This is a genomic window from Ensifer sp. KUDG1, from assembly GCF_050434285.1.
In the GTDB taxonomy this organism is placed as follows: domain Bacteria; phylum Pseudomonadota; class Alphaproteobacteria; order Rhizobiales; family Rhizobiaceae; genus Ensifer.
Window position 1 is genome coordinate 307,429 of record NZ_JBNDIG010000007.1, and the last position, 16,042, is coordinate 323,470.

16 protein-coding genes are annotated in these 16,042 nt (G+C 63.1%); 5 read left to right on the plus strand and 11 right to left on the minus strand.

Going from position 1 to position 16,042, the window contains the following annotated elements; all coding sequences use genetic code 11:
• Positions 1-3: 3 nt before the first annotated feature.
• On the plus strand, positions 4-1,182 hold the full coding sequence (locus M2267_RS19400) for an aminotransferase (protein WP_429116253.1): 1,179 nt from the start codon (positions 4-6) through the stop codon (positions 1,180-1,182).
• A 21-nt stretch (positions 1,183-1,203) separates the two neighbouring features.
• Here M2267_RS19400 and M2267_RS19405 read toward each other — a convergent pair whose 3' ends face one another.
• The 7 genes from M2267_RS19405 to M2267_RS19435 form a co-directional block, all read right to left on the minus strand.
• Positions 1,204-2,094: a DMT family transporter gene (locus M2267_RS19405; RefSeq protein WP_429116255.1), complete on the minus strand. Its 891-nt coding sequence runs from the start codon at positions 2,092-2,094 to the stop codon at positions 1,204-1,206.
• A 143-nt stretch (positions 2,095-2,237) separates the two neighbouring features.
• Positions 2,238-3,671 carry an aldehyde dehydrogenase family protein gene (locus M2267_RS19410; protein ID WP_429116256.1) on the minus strand — a complete coding sequence of 478 codons (1,434 nt, stop codon included), beginning with the start codon at positions 3,669-3,671 and terminating at the stop codon, positions 2,238-2,240.
• Positions 3,672-3,687: 16 nt separating this feature from the next.
• Positions 3,688-4,422, minus strand: a complete 735-nt coding sequence (locus tag M2267_RS19415; RefSeq protein WP_429116258.1) for an MBL fold metallo-hydrolase — start codon at positions 4,420-4,422, stop codon at positions 3,688-3,690.
• A gap of 4 nt (positions 4,423-4,426) precedes the next feature.
• A complete protein-coding gene (locus M2267_RS19420) occupies positions 4,427-5,527 on the minus strand; it encodes an ABC transporter ATP-binding protein (protein ID WP_429116259.1) in 1,101 nt (366 codons plus the stop codon).
• A complete protein-coding gene (locus M2267_RS19425; protein WP_402320416.1) occupies positions 5,524-6,315 on the minus strand; it encodes an ABC transporter permease in 792 nt (263 codons plus the stop codon). Before M2267_RS19425 ends, M2267_RS19420 begins: the two co-directional genes overlap by 4 nt.
• Before the next feature lie 2 nt (positions 6,316-6,317).
• The gene (locus M2267_RS19430) at positions 6,318-7,199 is read right to left on the minus strand and encodes an ABC transporter permease (RefSeq protein WP_429116262.1); all 882 of its coding nucleotides are present in this window, start codon (positions 7,197-7,199) and stop codon (positions 6,318-6,320) included.
• Positions 7,200-7,274: 75 nt separating this feature from the next.
• Positions 7,275-8,372 (minus strand): ABC transporter substrate-binding protein, encoded by a 1,098-nt coding sequence (locus tag M2267_RS19435; protein ID WP_429116264.1) that lies wholly within the window; start codon positions 8,370-8,372, stop codon positions 7,275-7,277.
• Positions 8,373-8,487: 115 nt separating this feature from the next.
• On the opposite strand from M2267_RS19435, the gene M2267_RS19440 reads away from it, so the two are divergent.
• Both M2267_RS19440 and M2267_RS19445 read left to right on the plus strand, forming a co-directional pair.
• The gene (locus M2267_RS19440; RefSeq protein WP_429116266.1) at positions 8,488-9,105 is read left to right on the plus strand and encodes a TetR/AcrR family transcriptional regulator; all 618 of its coding nucleotides are present in this window, start codon (positions 8,488-8,490) and stop codon (positions 9,103-9,105) included.
• Positions 9,106-9,157: 52 nt separating this feature from the next.
• Positions 9,158-9,550: a YybH family protein gene (locus M2267_RS19445; RefSeq protein ID WP_429116268.1), complete on the plus strand. Its 393-nt coding sequence runs from the start codon at positions 9,158-9,160 to the stop codon at positions 9,548-9,550.
• Between the two features lie 8 nt (positions 9,551-9,558).
• On the opposite strand, the gene M2267_RS19450 is transcribed toward M2267_RS19445, so the two are convergent.
• From M2267_RS19450 to M2267_RS19465, 4 genes are all read right to left on the minus strand, one after another.
• Positions 9,559-9,708 carry a hypothetical protein gene (locus M2267_RS19450; RefSeq protein ID WP_043611259.1) on the minus strand — a complete coding sequence of 50 codons (150 nt, stop codon included), beginning with the start codon at positions 9,706-9,708 and terminating at the stop codon, positions 9,559-9,561.
• Positions 9,709-9,841: 133 nt separating this feature from the next.
• Positions 9,842-10,756, minus strand: coding sequence for a transglutaminase-like domain-containing protein (locus tag M2267_RS19455; protein ID WP_429116269.1), 915 nt, complete (start codon positions 10,754-10,756; stop codon positions 9,842-9,844).
• Between the two features lie 261 nt (positions 10,757-11,017).
• Positions 11,018-12,331, minus strand: a complete 1,314-nt coding sequence (locus M2267_RS19460) for an NAD(P)/FAD-dependent oxidoreductase (protein ID WP_429116323.1) — start codon at positions 12,329-12,331, stop codon at positions 11,018-11,020.
• Complete coding sequence (locus M2267_RS19465; RefSeq protein ID WP_192447109.1) at positions 12,328-13,695, minus strand: glutamine synthetase family protein; 1,368 nt, start codon at positions 13,693-13,695, stop codon at positions 12,328-12,330. Before M2267_RS19465 ends, M2267_RS19460 begins: the two co-directional genes overlap by 4 nt.
• A gap of 189 nt (positions 13,696-13,884) precedes the next feature.
• On the opposite strand from M2267_RS19465, the gene M2267_RS19470 reads away from it, so the two are divergent.
• Together M2267_RS19470 and M2267_RS19475 are read left to right on the plus strand one after the other, a co-directional pair.
• Positions 13,885-14,577 (plus strand): GntR family transcriptional regulator, encoded by a 693-nt coding sequence (locus M2267_RS19470; RefSeq protein ID WP_043611256.1) that lies wholly within the window; start codon positions 13,885-13,887, stop codon positions 14,575-14,577.
• A 320-nt stretch (positions 14,578-14,897) separates the two neighbouring features.
• On the plus strand, positions 14,898-16,001 hold the full coding sequence (locus tag M2267_RS19475) for a M24 family metallopeptidase (RefSeq protein ID WP_429116271.1): 1,104 nt from the start codon (positions 14,898-14,900) through the stop codon (positions 15,999-16,001).
• The last annotated feature ends 41 nt before the right edge of the window (positions 16,002-16,042 follow it).

Here is a 16,042-nt window from a genome sequence, read left to right on the forward strand (position 1 = left end):
CCCATGCCGCATTTCAACCCGCTCGTCGAAAAGCTCTCGCCGCCGCCCGTGCCTTCGGTGCTGGCCTGGGCGAAATCCTACGACGGCTCCCGTGGCCCGCTGATCGACCTGTCGCAGGCCGTGCCCGGCTATCCCGCCCATCCGGACATGCTGGCCTGGCTCGGTGAGGCAGCAGCCTCAACCGCCTATACCGGATACGGCGCGATCGAGGGCGAAGCGGTGCTGCGCGACGCCTATGCGGCCCATGTCGCCGGGCTCTATGGTGCTTCGGTCACGGCCGACAACATCCACATTACCTCGGGCTGCAACCAGGCCTTCATCTGCGCGGCGATGGCGATCGCAGGCGCGGGCGACACGATCCTGATGACCAACCCCTATTACTTCAACCAGGAAACGACGCTGTCGATGCTCGGCATCAATGTCGAGCTCGCGCCCTGCGACGCCGGTGCCGGCTTCCTGCCGGAGGTCGATGCAATTGCCGCGGCGCTTCACCCCGGCATTCGCGCGCTGGCGCTCGTTTCGCCCAACAACCCGACCGGCGCTGTCTATCCGCCGGAGCTGCTCGCCCGCATCCACGAAGCCTGCCGCGCCAAGGGCGTCTGGCTGATCCTTGACGAAACCTATCGCGACTTCCTGCCCGACGCGTCCGCGGCACCGCACGGCCTTCTGGCAACGGAGGGATGGCAGGACAGCTTCATCGGCCTCTACAGCTTCTCCAAATCCTTCTGCATTCCGGGCCATCGTCTGGGCGCGATCACCGCCGGCCCCAAGGTCATCGAGCAGGTGACGAAGATCATGGACAATCTGCAGATCTGCGCGCCGCGTTCCGCCCAGGCGGCCGTCGCCAAGGCCATTCCCGCGCTTGTCGAGTGGCGTCAGGCCAACCGCGCTGAGATCGCCGCCCGCGCCGATGCGCTGCGCGATGTGATGAGCCGCCTGCCGAAGTGGAAGCTGCAGGCCGTCGGCGCCTATTTCGCCTATGTCCGCCACCCCTTCCCCGACATCGACTCGCAGTTCATCGCCGAGAAACTGGCAAAGCTCGCCGGCGTCGTCTGCCTGCCGGGCGACTATTTCGGCGAGGGCCAGGAAAACTACCTGCGCTTCGCCTTTGCAAACGCCGATGCCGATACCATCCGCAAGCTCGAAGAGCGGCTGGCGAACTTCACGCCACCCGGTCTCTGATCGGAACATGATCGCGCGGCGTTATCCGCGCCGCGCGATCAGGATGCCGACAAGGACGATCGCCCCGCCGATCGCCTGCATCATGCCAACAGGCTCGGCAAGCAGGATCCAGGCGAGGATTGCCGCCACGACCGGCTGCAACAGCAGGGTGAGCGACGAGAAGGCGGGCGGCAGATAGGCGAGCGCATAGGTGATCGCCACCTGCCCGCCGGCATGGCTGACGAAGGCTAGCCCGAAAAGCATCGCCCAACCGAACGCCGTCAGCGGTAACAGCGTCGGCTCGAACAGGACAGCCATCGGCAGCATGCAGATTGCAGCCGAAGCCGTGCTCCAGATCATGATGCGTACGGTGCTGAAGAGACTGCGCAGCTGCCCGATCGCCAGGATGTAGCCCGCATAAAACATCGCCGCGACGACGGCGACGCCATCGCCGAGCAGATTGCCATCACCCAGCGCCATTGGGCCGCCCTTGAGGGTGATCACACCGACCACAGCCGTCACCAGGCCGACGGCAAAGACAACGCTGATCCGCGCCCTGAACAAGAGCCAACTGGCAAGTGTCACGAAGACTGGCGCGAGATTGGCCAGCAACGTCGCATTGGCAACCGATGTCCTGGTCAGCGCATAGTGCCAGGCACCGAGATCGATCGCCAGGAACACGCCGGGCAGGATCAGAAGCGAATATTCCGAGAGCTTTTCCGGTCGCCGCCCGCCGGCGCCCTCCGGGCGGAACCAGGTCCAGGCGAGAAGCGGGATCAAGGCCAGCGCCACGCGCCAGAAGGCAGTCGCCATCGGCCCCACTTCCGACAGCCGCACGAAGATCGGCGAGCCACCGATCGCAGCGCCGCCGATGAGGAGCGCGGCCATGGCAACGCGGTTATGGGATTGGGAAGCTTGGGTCACGGGAGGCATCCGGAAAGGCGCGGTCTGAGGCGGGAAGCCGACGAGCTACCAGATGCGGGCGGCCGGTGACAGCCCTGTCAGCGCCGAAGCCTGAAAGAAAAACGGCCGCCGCAGATTGCGACGGCCGTCGTTCAAACCGTGTGGCGCTGTTTTCAGGCAGCGTCGGGAACGTGGACAGTCTTCACTTCGAGGAAGTCCTCGAGACCGAAGATGCCGCCTTCACGACCGTTGCCCGACTGCTTGTAGCCTCCGAACGGGCTGCCATAGCGGTGCGGCCCGCCATTGATGTGCACCATGCCGGCGCGAAGACGCGAGGCAACGCGCTCGGCCCGCTCCGGGTTGCCGGTCTGGACATAGGCAGCAAGGCCGTAATTGGTATCGTTGGCAACCGCGATCGCTTCCTCCTCGGTGTCGAAGGGGATGATCGCAAGCACCGGACCGAACACCTCCTCGCGGGCGATGCGCATGTCGTTGTTGACGTCGGCAAAGATCGTCGGCTTGACGAAGTAGCCGGTCTCGAAGCCCTCCGGCTTGCCGGCGCCACCGACAAGCAGCCGCGCGCCTTCGGCAATGCCGGCCTCGATCAGCGCCTGCACGCGGCCGAACTGGACATGGCTGACGAGCGGACCGATATGGCTGCCTTCCTGCGTCGGGTCACCCACCTTCGCCTCGCGGCCGACGCGCTTGGCGATCTCGACCACCTGGTCGTAAACGCTGCGCTCCACCAGCATGCGGGTCGGCGCGTCGCAGGACTGGCCGGAATTGTTGAAGCATTCGAGCACGCTGCCGGTAACGCGATCTTCTAGATCGGCGTCGGCAAAGACGATGTTCGGCGACTTGCCACCGAGCTCCAGCGTCACGCGCTTGACCGTCTCGGCCGCATCCTTGCTGACGGCGATGCCGGCGCGGGTCGAGCCGGTAAATGACATCATGTCGATGTCGGGATGCTTCGAAAGTGCTGCACCGGCGTTGATGCCGTCGCCGTTGACGAGGTTGAAGACGCCAGCGGGGAAACCCGCCTCATGCACCATTTCGGCATAAAGCATGGCGTTGAGCGGCGTGAATTCGCTCGGCTTCAGGATACAGGTCGAACCGGTCGCCAGCGCCGGCACCACCTTCAGCGCGATCTGGTTGATCGGCCAGTTCCACGGCGTGATCAGGCCGCACACGCCGATCGGCTCGCGCAGGATGACGTCGCCGTTCGGCAGCCGGTCGCGGGTCTTCAGGCGCTTCAGCGCATCGATGAAGCCCTGAAGGTGGCCGACGCCGACATCGGCCTGCTGTTCGCGGGTCATGGTCTTCGGCGCGCCAAGTTCCATGGTGATGGTGTCGACCATCTCGTCATAGCGGCGCTTGTAGACAGCAAGCAGCTTTTCAAGCAGCGCCAGGCGTTCTTCGACACTCGTCCGGCTGTAGGTGGCAAAGGCCTTCTTGGCGGCGGCAACGGCCCGGTCGATGTCCGCGGCTGTGCCCATCGAGATCACCGCAACCGGCTTTTCGGTCGCCGGGTTCAGCACCTCGAGGTCGTTGGCGACGATGGGATCCACCCAGGCGCCGTTGATATAGAACTTGCGTTTGTCGAGCATTCGCTCCTCCTTCCCGTCAGTTTGTCTTTTGTTTTTCAGCGAGCCAGCCCCGGATCAGAGCGCGGTAACGCTCACCGGAAAAGCTCGGAAAATGTCCGCCGTGAACGATACGCGCGGGTATCTTCAGCAGCCGTTCCATCGACGCCAGATAGTCGTCGGCATTGGAATGATAGGTGTCCTCGATCAGCGGACCGTCGTAGAGGATGTCGCCGGAGAACAGGATCCCGGTCTTCGCCTCAAAGAGCGCAATCCCGCCGGGCGAATGGCCGGGCGTGTGGATCACCTCGAAGACCCGGTCACCGAGATCGATATGGTCGCCATCTTCGAGCAGCCGCGTCGCCGGCGCCGCCTTCACCGCGTAGGTGGCGGAGAGATAGGGCTCGGGTGGCAGCGCATCGAAGATCTCGTCGGCCACATAGGGGTCGGCGAGCGTGTTCTTGCGGGTGGGATGCGCCAGAAGATCGGCTTCAGCGGAGTGCACACAACGGCAGTCGAACTCGTGATGGCAGCCGATATGGTCGAAATGGGTGTGGCTGGCGACGGCATCCAACGCGCGTTCGGTGACGAGCGGGACCCATCGCCGGAGCGACACGACGCCCATTCCGCTATCGACGAGCATGTCACGGTCGCGGCCGCGCACATGCCAGATGTTGCAGCGGTAGAATTCCTGGATATAGGGCTCATCGATGGCGGTGACGTCGTCGTCGAGCCGTTTCACCCGGTACCAGTTCTCAGCGGAAATTCTCTGCATCGTGCTACGCATGTCCACCTGTGGCGGGCAAGGCTACGACGTCGGCGGCGCGCACGGCAAGCGGCACAATCTCGCCCTCGCGCACGCTTGCCGATTGCGGCAGGTGCGCCACCAGCGCCCTCGTATCGGCCGCGCAAGGCTGCAGGTGGCAGCGGTAATGCGTGCCGAAGAAGGCACTGCCGGCGACGCGCGCCTCACCAAGCGCCACGGTCGGCCCCTCTGCTTTGTCGTCGGCGCGGAAATGCTCCGGCCGTATGGTCAGCGTAATGCGGTCCCCGGCCTTCGGCGACGATGCGGTGAAATTGCCGGCCGGAAGCGCCAGGCTGCCGAGTGGCGTTTCGACATGGGCGCAGCTTGCGTCGGCCGCCGCCACACGGCCCGAAACGAAATTGACCTCGCCCATGAAGCCCGCCGAAAACAGAGAGCGCGGCCGCATGTAGATCTCCGACGGCGGGCCGAAATCCTCGATCCGCCCCTGGTTCATCACCACGATCCGGTCGGCGATCGCCATCGCCTCTTCCTGGTCGTGGGTGACATGCACGAAGGTGGTGCCGACCCGCTTCTGGATCGCCTTCAGCTCGTCCTGCATCTGGCGGCGGAGCTTGAGATCGAGCGCACCGAGCGGTTCGTCGAGCAGAAGCACGTCCGGATCGACGGCCAGCGCACGGGCAAGCGCCACGCGCTGGCGCTGGCCACCTGAGAGCTCATGTGGCCGCTTTCCGGCCGATGCCTTCAAGCCCACAAGATCGAGGAAGCCGAGCGCCTTTTCGTCGCGCTCGGCCTTGGCAAGGCCGCGCATCCTCAGGCCAAAGCCGACATTGTCGACGAGGCGCATATGCGGAAACAGCGCATAGTCCTGGAACATCGTCGTCGTCGGGCGCTTCGCCGGCGCCACATAGGTCATGTCCTTTCCGGCGATCGTCACACGGCCGGCACTGGGCGACTGAAAGCCGCCGAGTATCGACAAAAGCGTGGTCTTGCCGCAGCCGGAAGGTCCGAGCAGCACGATGAATTCGCCGGCGCGGATGTCGAGAGAGACGTTGTCCAGCGCCGTGAAGGCGCCGAAGATCTTGCTGACGTTTTCGATCGAGACGGAAGCGGTCATTGTTTTTTCGTCCTTCCGAACAGGGAAAGCTCAAGGATGAGAAGCACGGCGACGGAGGCGAGAAACACCAGCGAGCCGATGGCATTGGTCTTGGGGTTGAGGCCGGAGCGCAGCATGCTCCAGATCTCGACCGGCAGCGTCACGTCGAAGCGCGACAGCAAAAAGGCGATGATGAACTCGTCCCAGCTGAAGGTGACCGAGAGGAAAAAGGCGGCGAGGATCGAGGGCATCAGCATTGGCGCCGTTACCAGCGCCATCACCTTGAAATCGTTGGCGCCGAGGTCACGCGCCGCCCGCTCGATATTGATGTGATGATCGCCCATCGAGGCATAGATGATGGCAAAGCAGAGCGGCAGGTTGATCACCACATGGCCAATACCGACGGTCATCAGCGACAACGGAATGTGCAGTGCGTTCATCAGCGACAAAAGGCCGAGCGCGATGATCAGGTAGCTGACCGTCATCGGCGCGATCAGCAGGCCGCGCTGCAGGGCAGAGCCCGGCAGCTTGTATCGCGCGAGCGCGTAAGCCGCGAGAAAGCCGAGCAGCACGGAGATGGTGGAGGAGACGAGCGCCACGACCATCGAGTTGCCAAGCGCTGCCATCAGCTTCCGGTCGGCGAACACCGCCTCGTACCATTGCAGCGAAAAGCCGTTGAACGGCGGCACCGGTAGACGGCCGTCCTGGAACGAGAACAGCACCAGCACGGCGACCGGCAGGAAAATGAAGGCGTAGACGAGGACGAGATAGGTCCAGGAGAGCACGCTTGCAAAGATCTGGCGCAGCATGGTCAGGCCCTCTCGATCTTCAGCCAGCGGGCGCAGGCCACATAGGCGACGGTGACGGCCAGCATCAGGACGATCGACAGCGCCGCCGCCATCGGGAAATCCGCCCGGCGTCCGAGCTGCAGCATGATGATCTGCGGCAGCACCAGCTCGTTGTTGCCGCCAAGGATCTGCGGCGTGACGTAGTCACCGATGCAGAGCACGAAGGTGAGGAAGGCGCCGGTCATGATGCCCGGCAGCGTCAAGGGCAGCACCACATGCCAGAAGGTCTGGAAGGCATTGGCGCCGAGGTCGGCGGCGGCCCGACGGTAATTCGGCGAAAGCTGGATCAGGTTGGAATAGATCGTCAGCGTCAGGAGCATGACGAAGAAATGCACGAAGCCGATCACCGTGGCGGTCCTCGTACTCGCCAGTTCCAGCGGCTCGGAGATCAGGCCGATGGTCATGAACATCTGGTTGATCACGCCGTTCTTCGACAGGACCAGCAGCCAGGAATAGGAGCGCACCACGTAGGAGGTCCAGAACGGCAGGATCGCCAGGATCAGCGCCATGCGCTGCAGCCGCTTCGGCACGCGCTCGGCGATGATCCAGGCCAGCGGATAGGCAAGCAGCACCGAGATAACCGTGACGATGACCGTGATCTCAAGCGAGTTGACGAGCCCTCGGAACAGCGCGTTCTCGGAGAAGAAGCGGATGTAGTTGTCGAAGTTCCAGGCATGGACGATGTCCCGCCCCTCGCGCTTCCAGAGGCTCATCGCCGCCATGAAGGCGAAGGGCACGACGAAGAAGGCGACGGTCCACAGAAGCGCTGGAGCAACGAAGCCCCAGGCCTTGCGGCGGTCGGCGTCTTCAAGCGCTGTCGCTGATGTCAAAGCGGTGTCTGCCATTACCGTCCCAGATCAAAGGATTTCGGGCGAGCAAAGAAAAAGGGCGAGCGCGACACGACGCGCCCGCTGCTGTCGTTACTGCTGCAGCATCTCCGTCCAGGCATCCTGGAACTTCTGGTCGAGTTCGGCCGAGGGGATCGGATAGAGTTGCGTCTTCTTCAGGTATTCGGCCTGCTGGTCGAAGCGAAGTGCTGCCTTCTGCTTGTCGGTCAGATGCTCGCCCGCCTTGGCATTGGCCGGCATCGCCCAGTAGCAGGAGGAGGTTGCAAGCCGCGCCTGGCCCTCGGGGCTGACGATGTACTGAACGAACTTCAGCGCCAGATCCTGCTTGGTCGAATCCTTCATCACGCCGATCGATTGCGCCCAGCGCACCGCACCCTGCTCGGGGATGGTCCAGTCGAGGCTCGGCTTATCGGCCGAGAGAACCGCGGTGATCCATTCGCCGCCACCGACGAGGATGTCGACTTCGCCGGTCGCCAGCGCCGTCTGCGAGGAGACGACGTCGCTCACCTGCTTGGAAACCGCGCGCATCGCTGCGAGCTTTTCCTTGATCGCCGGCATGTCCGCGTCGCTCAGATCGGCAGTCTTCTTGCCGAGGCCAAGCCCGACGAGACCGATCATCGGCAAATAGTAGTCATAGAGCGCGATGCGGCCCTTGTACTTGTCCGACCAGATGATCGACAGGTCCTGCATGTCCTTCGGGTCGACCTTGGTCTTGTCGTAGGAAATCGTGTTGTAGCCGAACTTCTCGGTGACGGCGTAGGTCTTGCCGTCCTTCATGTTGTTCGCCTCCATGCGCACTTCCGGGAAGATATCCGCGGTCGGCAGCGCATCAGCCGGCATTTCTGCGAGCAGATCGAGATCGATGGCGCGATGCACATCGACACCGTCGATCACGAGCACGTCCCAGTCGCCCGGCTGCGACTGGTCGAGGATTGAGAGCCCTGCCCCGGTGCCCTCATAGACCTTGACGTTGACCTTGACGTCGTTGGCCTTCTCGAACGGCTCCAGAAGCGCCGGATCGGTGTGGTCGCACCAGACGAGCGCATTGAGCTCCTCCTGGGCAAAGACCGGCGCGGGGGCCGCGACCGTCGACAGAGCGGCGATCGCGATTGCGGCCGTGGAGGAGAAAAAACGGCGCAGGCGCGCACCGTCATGAACTGACTGAATCATGCTGTTGCCCTCTTGTTTTGACGCTCGTTTCGGCGTCTTCAAAAAAAGATTGAATGAATTCATTTTTTAAGTCAATCTCAATTTTGAACCAATTCATAATTCGGGAAACACTGGAATGACAGGGCTGCGCGCACGGCAAAAGGCGGATCGAAACAGGCGAATTCTCGACGCCGCCGCCGTGCTTTTTCGCGAAGTCGGCTATGACAGCGCGCGCATCGAGGACATTGCCGAGCGCGCCGAAATCTCGGTCGGAACCTTCTACAACTACTATGAAAACAAGGGCGACATCCTGCTTGCGACCGTGTCGATGGAAGTCGAGGAAGTGCTCGCCGGCGGCGGATCGATCGTCGACAACCCGCCCGCCTCCGTCATGGGCGCACTCGATGCGCTGATCGGCGAATACTACGACCACTCGCTCTACTATCTCAGCAAGGAGATGTGGCGCACCGCCATGGCGATCGCCATCCAGCAGCCGGAAAGCCCGTTCAGCAAGCGCTATACCGAGCTTGACCGTCGGCTGTGCGATCAGGTTTCGACGCTGATCCGCAAGCTACAGGCCAAGGGCGTCGTCGCAATCGATGTCGACGCCGAGGCGGTCGGCGAGATGTTCTTCAACAATCTCAACATGATGTTCACCGAGTTTGCCAAGCGGGAGCCGATGACGCTCGACGACCTCAAGGCGCGCGTCTCACGCCAGAACCGTCCCCTGGCGACGCTGATCGCGGTGCGCTGACCATCACAAAAACCACCGGAGCACATCTGCTTCCGGATAAAGAGGGAACCCCATGAACGATCTCGAGCAGTCGGTGCTTCAGGCCGCCGACCGGCTGGTTGCCGCCTTCGCCCGCCACGACAGGACCGCCTATTTCTCGGCCTTTGCGCCGGAAGCGACCTTCATCTTCCACACGCTCGATCGGCCGCTGAAAAGCCGTGCCGAATACGAGGCAGAATGGTCGCTTTGGGAGGAACGGGACGGGTTTCGCGTGCGCGCCTGTCGGTCGAGCGAACGACATGTTCAGGCGATGGGTGATGTCGCCGTCTTCACGCACCGCGTCGAGACCGAAGTGGAATTCAATGGAGAGCCGGCGACTGCCGACGAGCGGGAAACCATCGTGTTCGGGCGAGCGTCATCGGGAGAATGGCTCGCCGTGCACGAGCATCTGTCACGGCAAAGCTGAGACTGGCGTCAGAAGGCGCCGACGACGACGGCGCTGACGAAGGAAAACGCGGCCACGATGGCAATTGCGTGCGGAACCAGATGAACATGTGAGCGGCGTTGTGGTGTCGCCCCGAAAACAGCGTAGCGGGACTGGATCATCGGTTTCGCTGCGTTCATCGCGTCTCTCCGTTCCTGCGAGGGCCACGGCCCATCGACTGTTTTGTTCTCCTATATTCTCCATTGAGTTTGTAGATATTAAATTCCGCAAATCGCATAAACCGTAAAAAATCGGTTCGCCGCGATCGCCTCGTCAATGGCGGTTGCGGTCGCGATCCTGAAGATGTTTCGACCAGGTTTCGCTGAACCATGGGGTGAGCAGCGACACGTCGGAGGCACGGTGCGAACCCTTGAGCGCGCTGTCCGTCTCGACGCAGGTCCAGACGGTGAAAGCGGTCAGCTCATGTTTGCCGAAGGTCTGGATCAGCGGAATGTCGGCGGCGTCGCGGCCACGGGCGACCGCGATGCGCCCTGCCCGCCGCTGGTTGTTCTTGGCGTCGAAGGTATGCCAGCGATCACCGAGATAGACTTCGAACCAGGCATTGAAATCCATCGGCGCAGGATTTTCGCTCTGCGGCAGGTCTGCCATATAGCCGTTCACGTAGCGCGCCGGCATGTTCATGCAGCGGCAGAGGGTGATCGCCAGATGGGCGTAGTCACGGCTCACACCAACACGATCCTCATGGGTCTCGAGCGCCGTGCGCATCGCCTGGGCATAGCCGTAGCTGAACACCAACCGCTCATGCACGTAGTCGCAAATCGCCTGGACGCGCTCCCAGCCAGCCGGCACGTCGCCGAACAAACGCCAGGCGAGCGCCCCCAGCCGGTCCGTCTCGCAATAGCGGCTGGCCGCCAGATAGGGCAGCGTTGCCGGCGGCAAGGTCTCGACCGGCACCGCCTCGGCCAGGGGGTCTGACGCATCGAGCCTGCCGTCGTCTTCTATGACCGCGTCATAGGAAAGCTTGAAATCCCCCTCCGGAGCCGTCATCCGCAGGCAGCCATTGCCATGCGGGTCGGTAATTTCCTCCATCTGAACCAGCGGAGACGGCAATGGCCCGTGCTCGCGGCGAAGCCCCGCTCGTCGCTCCTTCACCACGGAAAGATAGGTCATCATCGGCGTTGGTTGCGGACAGCGAATACCGATCTCATAGCCGAAGCGTACGAACATCTCAGACCTCCAAGTTCGACGGAAAGCAATGCTTTCCGTCTGTCTTGCCCCGCCCGATGACGTGGCACCCCCTTGGCATCCGTAGGCAGGGCCGCGCAGTCGGCCCCATGTCAGCAATTGCTACGCGCCATGCCCTCCCGCGGACAGGCCGATCCCGGAGCCGATAGTAGCGCATCCGGCAGCGAGGCGAAATCGCGATCGTGGCGAAAACGCCCCTTCGCGCATGCGCATTCGCTTAGGCTGCAGTCGCCAGTCTTCAGCCTAAAGACCGACGGCGTCCTTGAACTGGTACCACCAGGAGCCGATCGTCGAATATTGCGCGCGGAACATGCGCCCGCCGGGGAATGGGTACCAGGGCAGTTTCTCGAAGACATCATAGCGCGTCGTGTCGCCGTCGATCGCCTCGGCGAGTGTGCGGCCGAACAGATGCGAACCGGTCACGCCGTGGCCGCTATAACCATGGGCGAAATAGGTGTTGCTGCCGATCCGCCCCATCTGCGGCACGCGGGTGAAGGAGAGCGCGAAGTTGCCGCTCCAGGCGTAATCGATCTTCACCCCCTTCAGCTGCGGAAACACCTTTTCGAGGTTGGGCTTGAGCTTGGCGACAACGTCGGCCGGGTCGGTTCCGCCATAGACGGTCCCGCCGCCGAAGATCATGCGCTTGTCGGCCGAGAGCCGGAAATAATCGAGAATGTAGCGCACGTCCTCGACGCACATGTCGCTCGGGATGAGCGAATGGGCGAGTTCTTCGCCAAGCGGCGCCGTGGTGATCATCTGGGTCGAGACCGGCATGACGCGCGAGACGAGCTTCGGCACCACATCGCCGAGATAGGCATTGCCGCAGAGCACGACGATGCGCGCCGAGACTTCGCCGCCTTCGGTATAGACCGTCGGCCGCGCCGCCTCGTGGTCGACCCGGGTCACGGGCGACTGTTCATAGATCGTGCCGCCGATGCTTTCGAAGGCGCGCGCCTCGCCGAGCACGAGATTGAGCGGATGCATGTGGCCGCCGGTCGTATCCAGCATGCCGCCGCAATAGGCGTCCGACGTGACGAGCTTGCTGAGCGCCTCACGGTCGAGAAGCTGGTGGTCGTCCATGCCGTATTTGCGCCAGAGCGCCTGCTTGGCTTCGAGCTCCTTCATGTGCGCCGGCGTATAGGCGGCGTAGATGTTGCCCGGCTTCAGGTCGCATTCGATCTGGTACTGGCTGACAAGGCGGCGGATGATCTTGCCGCCCTCCTGCACCAGCCCGCCGATGAAGCGCGCGGCATCGTCGCCGTAGCGGCGCTGGATCGTCGACAAGCTGGCGTTGAGACCGTTGACCACCTGGCCGCCATTGCGGCCCGAAGCACCCCAGCCGACCTGAGCCCCCTCGATGACGACGACCTTGTAGCCCTTTTCGGCCAGGTGGATCGCTGTAGACATACCGGAATAGCCGGCGCCGACGACGCAGACGTCGGTCTCGACGCGGCCCTGCAGCCGGACCGGCGTGCGGATGATGTTGCGGGAGGCGGCATAATAGCTGGTCGGGTAGCTGCCGTCGCCGGCATAGGATTTCTGCTTGTTGAGCATCAGACGATTTCCAGATAGGCGCTGAATTCGTAGTCCGTGACCTGCTCGGCAAAGCCCGCGATCTCCTGTCGTTTGCAGGCGATCAGCATCGAGCGCAGCACGGGATCGAAGATTTCGGCGGCAATCGGTCCTGCCTCGAAGCTATCGACCGCTTGCCCCCATTCGGAGGGAATTTTGGGCAATTTCTCCGTTGCATAGGCACGCCCTGAAACCGGCGCCGGCGGCTTCCACTTGTTGCGGATGCCGACCAAGGCGGCACCGAGGATCGCGGCGATGACGAGATAGGGATTGGCATCCGCGCCGGCGACACGATGTTCGATGCGGCGAGCGTAGGGATTGCCGCCGGGAATGCGGATCGCCGAGGTGCGGTTCTCATACCCCCAGCACACGGCCGTCGGCGCATGCGTGTCGGGCCGCAGCCGCCGGTAGGAATTGAAGTGCGGCGCAAAGAGCAGCGTCGTCTCGGCCATGCCGCGCAAGAGACCGGCAACGGCATTCTTGAGGATCGGAGACCCCTCGTCGCTGCCGTCGTTGAAGACGTTGTTGCCCTCCTCGTCGAGCAGGCTGAAATGGACATGCATGCCGTTGCCCGAGCGGGTGCCATAGGGCTTGGCCATGAAGGTCGCAGCAAGACCATGCTTGCGCGCCACACCCTTGACGATGCGCTTAAAGAAGATCGCGTCGTCGGCCGCCTTCAGCGGGTCATCCGTGTGAAGCAGGTTGATCTCGAACTGGCCGATGCCATTTTCGGCGATCGCCGCATCCGCCGGCACGTTCTGCCGGGCGCATTCCTTGTAGACGTCGGAGAAGAACTCGCCGAAGTCGTCGAGCTCGTCGATCGACAGGATCGCATCGGAATCGAGACGCTTGCCGGTATAGGGCGAGATCGGCGGCACCGCGCTGTCGGGCTCCGGATCGATCAGGTAGAACTCCAGTTCGGTCGCGACGACGGGGCGAAGGCCGAGCTCCTTGTATTCCCGCACGACCGCCGCCAGTGCCTGGCGCGGATCGGCAAGAAACGGCTTGCCGTCCTCGAGCTGCAGCCACAGCGGCACAAGCGCGCTCGGCCGCGAGGTCCAGTTGACCGGCAGCGCGCCGCGGCCGGTGACGCCGCAGATGCCGTCGCGGTCGCCGCTCGCAAACACCTGCTCGCTGTTGATGATGTCCTCGCCCCACACGTCGACGCCGACGATCGAGAGCGGCATGCGGATGCCGCCGCCGAGAACCTTGCCCGCCTGCTCCACCGGCACGCGTTTGCCCCGCATGATGCCGTTGAGGTCGCAGACGACCGCCTGGATGCTTTCGATCGGCCCGTTCTGCTCGAGCCATGCCTTGAATGCGCTGGGATCTTCCGCGTCGAGCGACATATCGCAAATCTCTTTTTGTGATCACATTTTCAGAAAGTTGACATAACTCAGGAATTGGAGTCAAGCAGCGGCAGTGCTATCAGGCATTTGACGTGGAGCGGGACGCGGAAAAGTGTATGCAAGCGTTTCCCAAACACCGCTCTCGCTGATGAGGAAACCATCGCAATTCGGGCAAAAGGACATGCGCACTTGAAACCCCTTGTCTTACCGCCGCTGGTGCGCCCCGATGGCATGACGACGCACGACTATGCCTTTCACCGGTTGCGTCAGGCGATCATGGTCGGCGCGTTCCGACCCGGCACCTCCGTCACCATCCGCGGCCTGGCCGAGGCGCTTGAAAGCAGCCCGACCCCGGTGCGCGAGGCGCTTAGACAACTGACCTCGATCGGCGCACTGCAGTTCCTCGAAAACCGCCGCATCGTCGTGCCGCACATCACACCCGCGCGCTTCGAAGAACTGATCTCGTTGCGCATCGCGCTAGAAAGCCATGCCGCACGCCGGGCCGTCGCCCATCTCTCCGAACGCCAGATCGAGAAGATCATGGCGATCGACGACAGCATCGAGACGGAGATCCGTCGGGGTGACAAGGTGGCGGCGCTGATCGCCAACCAGGCGTTTCACCGGATGATCTACACGGCCAATCCCGACGCGGTCGCCATGCCGCTGATCGAGAGTGTCTGGCTGCAGCTCGGCCCGATCCTCGGGATCGCCATGGAACACGTGACCGAACTCTACGTCGTCGATCGCCACCGCGAGGCGATCGAGGCGCTGAGGCGCCGCGACGAGAACGCTGCCGCCGACGCGATCGCTGCCGACATCCGCGAGGGCATCGGCGGCTTCGACCAGCAGGCGGTCGCGCGGTTGCTGCGCTTGGCCGCCTGAGATCACTGCCGTCAAAATTTTAGTGTGACTAAAATTCCGTATTGACAACGTTCAATCACGGCACCAAAGTCGTGCAAATACAGACGCATAGTGACGGGAAGCGAGCAGCTTCCCGGCTTCATGTCCGTGCATTCGAGGGGGAGGAGTCCGCTTGAAGAGCCAAAGACCCAAGTCCCGCCGCAAGACAGGCGCGGACCTCAAGCATTCCCCATAGCCGACTTTGCGCCGATCTCCAGCGCTCCTTTCACCCATCACTGTCGACCACAGCCGCCTGACCGGTTGGCGGCATCTGATTTTCTCAAGCCAGAATTGGAAACACCATGAAGGAACTCACCAAGAGCCGTTTTGCATCGCTCCGCCGCACGATGGCCGAAAGCAATGTCGGCCTCGTCGCGCTGGCCCCGGGATCGCACATGGATTGGCTGATCGGCTACCATCCACATCCCGACGAACGTCCGTGCCTGCTTCTCATCGGCCCGGAAAAAGAAGCATTCCTGATGCCGGCGCTGAATGCCGAAGGCACGCGCGAGCACACCGATATCGCCTTCCACAACTGGGCCGACGACATTGGCCCGAGCGACGCCCTGACCGCAGCGCTTGCTGATGTCGGCGCCGCAAAGCCCGGCCGCGTCGTGCTCGACGAAACCATGCGCGCCGATTTCGCGCTGCTGCTCATCGATGCGCTGCCTCAGGATACCGCCCGCGAGTTCACGCCGGCAACGCTTGGGAGCCTGCGCATGCGCAAGGACAAGAGCGAATACGCGCTTCTGAAGATGAACGCCGGCATCGCCGACCGCGCCATGCAGGCGGCGTTTTCCAAGATCCGTCCGGGAATGACGGAGAAGGAACTGGCCGCCGACATCCGCGCGCACTTCGCATCGGAAGGTGCAGCACCCGCCTTCTGGATCGTCGGCGCGGGCGGCAATGGTGCCTTCCCGCATCATTCGGCGAGCGAGCGGGTGATCGAGGAAGGCGACGCCGTCGTCATCGACATCGGCGGCCGCAAACAGGGCTTCCCGAGCGACATTACCCGCATGGCGATCGTCGGCCGCGCGCCCGAAGGCTACGGGCAGATCCACACGATCGTCGAAAGAGCCGTCCAGGCGGCCCTGAAGGCGGCTCGCCCGGGCGTTCTCGCCAAAGAGGTCGATGCTGCCGCCCGTAAAGTGATCTCGGACGCCGGCTACGGCGAGTACTTCGTCCACCGCACCGGCCACGGCATGGGCATCGACGGTCACGAACCGCCCTACATCACCGCGACCTCGGAAACCGTGCTGGAAGAAGGCATGGTCTTCTCCATCGAGCCCGGCATCTATCTGCCCGGTCGCTTCGGCATCCGCCTCGAGGATATCGTCATCCTGCGCGAGGATGGGCCGGAGGTTCTCTCCTCGCTTCCCCGCGACGTTCACGTCGCGAAGGTCTGATCGAAGTTGCGGCGCCCCAGGGCGCCGCTTCTCTTTGCGCT